The sequence below is a fragment of the Microcystis sp. M53603_WE2 genome, assembly GCF_030065435.1.
In genome coordinates this window covers 1-1,907 of the sequence record NZ_JASJFF010001186.1, presented here as the reverse complement: position 1 = coordinate 1,907, position 1,907 = coordinate 1, and the positions used below count along the sequence as shown (strand labels likewise).

General features: G+C 44.6%; 2 protein-coding genes and 1 pseudogene. All 3 read right to left on the bottom strand.

The annotated features are described in order from the left end of the window. A partial coding sequence (locus PX481_RS24850) for a carboxyl transferase domain-containing protein (RefSeq protein WP_353852229.1) occupies nt 1–484 on the bottom strand: 484 nt, incomplete at its 3' end. A gap of 19 nt (nt 485–503) precedes the next feature. Then, nucleotides 504–713, bottom strand: a pseudogene (locus PX481_RS30240) (hypothetical protein). A 41-nt stretch (nt 714–754) separates the two neighbouring features. Further along, complete coding sequence (locus PX481_RS24845) at nt 755–1,564, bottom strand: prepilin peptidase (protein ID WP_288096607.1); 810 nt, start codon at nt 1,562–1,564, stop codon at nt 755–757. Nucleotides 1,565–1,907 lie beyond the last annotated feature (343 nt).

The window sequence follows — 1,907 nt, the reverse complement described above, 5'->3', positions numbered from 1 at the left end:
GGGGTAAACTTTCATCGGTAGCGCCTTCCGTCAAACGACAGAGTTCTTCTCCCACCACCGATCCCATGCTACCCCCCATAAAACGGAAGTCCATCACCCCTAAAGCGAAGGGTAAACCATCGATCGTCCCCGTTCCCGTCCGGACAGCATCCGTCAGACCGGTTTTTTCTTGGGTTTCTCGGATGCGATCGCTATAACTTTTCCGATCGCGAAATTTGAGCGGATCCGTCGGTCGAATCTGTTCATCGAGGCAATTCCAAGTATTAGCATCCACTAACTGGCGAATTCTTTCTTCACTTTCCACCCGATTATGATGACCGCAATCGAGACAAACCAGTTGATTAGCTAATAAATCCTTCGTATAGGACAAAACGCCGCAATTGGGGCATTTTGTCCATAAACCATCGGCTATTTCTCGTTCCTGTTGTTGTTGAACCTTGGGTTCTGTTTTTTGGCGATTTGCAAACCAATCAAATAGAGACATAGTTTAAAATAAAGATAATTTATCGACTTTCTTCTAGGGGACTTAATAACAAAAGTGCTGTCCAGCGATCTTGGGGACGGACTTGTAGGGCGGCCTGATGACCCTAGCCGCAATAAACACCAAGGCCAATAGCGATAACGCGACTGGGGATGTCGTGAGCTTTGAGCATTTCCTGTAGCCAATCGGCTTACCCTAGACTGGGGGTTGTTCTAATGGTGATCCAAGACACGGAAGACTATTGTATCAAGATTTAATTACAGGATAACTTTTTTACAAGAAAGGGAAAAAAATGGTTTGATAGGCTGAGATGATCTTATCACTCCAAAAGACACTCATCAGAGCGCCGAGGGCAAGAAATGGCCCGAAGGGTATAGCTTGTTTTTTCCCCATTTTACCGAGAAAAATGCCCGTCATACCGATGGCCGCCCCGATAGCGCAGGCCAAAAAAGCGGTGACTAATAATGCTTGCCATCCTAACCAAGCACCGATCATGGCCGCTAATTTCGCGTCCCCTCCCCCCATGGCCTGTTGTCTGAGGGCAAAACTTCCCCCCCACCGGATCAGATCAAATAACCAGACTCCTAAAACCGCACTAGCGATCGCTGAAAAGAGATAGATAACAGTTTGATTATTTTGCCAACCTAAAAGAGTTTGGAAAACTATCCCTAAAACTAATCCCGATTGGGTGAGGGAGTTAGGAAGCGTCATCGTGTCAAAATCAATCAAAGCTAAAGCTAATAACCAACTGAGGAGAATCCAATAGCCGAGGGTCTGCCAAGAAAAGCTAAAATCTCCTAAAACCAGACAAAATAATAAACCGGTAAAAGTTTCGATCGCTGGATAACGGACAGAAATCGGGGTTTTACACCAGCGACAGCGACCCCCTAGCCATAACCAGCCTAAAACAGGTATATTCTCGCTTTTACCTAACCTATGGTGACATTTCGGACAGCGGGAAGGGGGATAAACTAGAGATATCCCCTTAGGTAATCTATAGATGACCACGTTTAAAAAACTGCCCACCGAGGCACCAAAAGCGAAGACAAAGGCAAAAGTAACTAGATGAAAGAGGGTTTCCATCCTTACACTGGCAGATAATTGATTAGTTTGTTATCGCCTATTATAGGGGATAAAGATGCCACTATCTCCCCTCTTAAGCATCCAGTAATAAGCTGTTCATAATTTAAATTGCTTGTTGAGACGAGGCGAGAGACACTCTGGCAAGAGGCAACAGTAAAGGGATTGGAGGAAATTCGGCTGATCATTAAGAATAAGCGGTTTAAATAGGGTTTGCTGAATAAATCTAAAAACCTTGTTGGATAAGGTTTTTAGACTTTTTTGACCTCAAAAAGTGCCGACCATTGGAGTGATTGGGGGGAAAATTCAGGTACTTTTTCCCTGAAAATTAGGTAGTTGACCACCT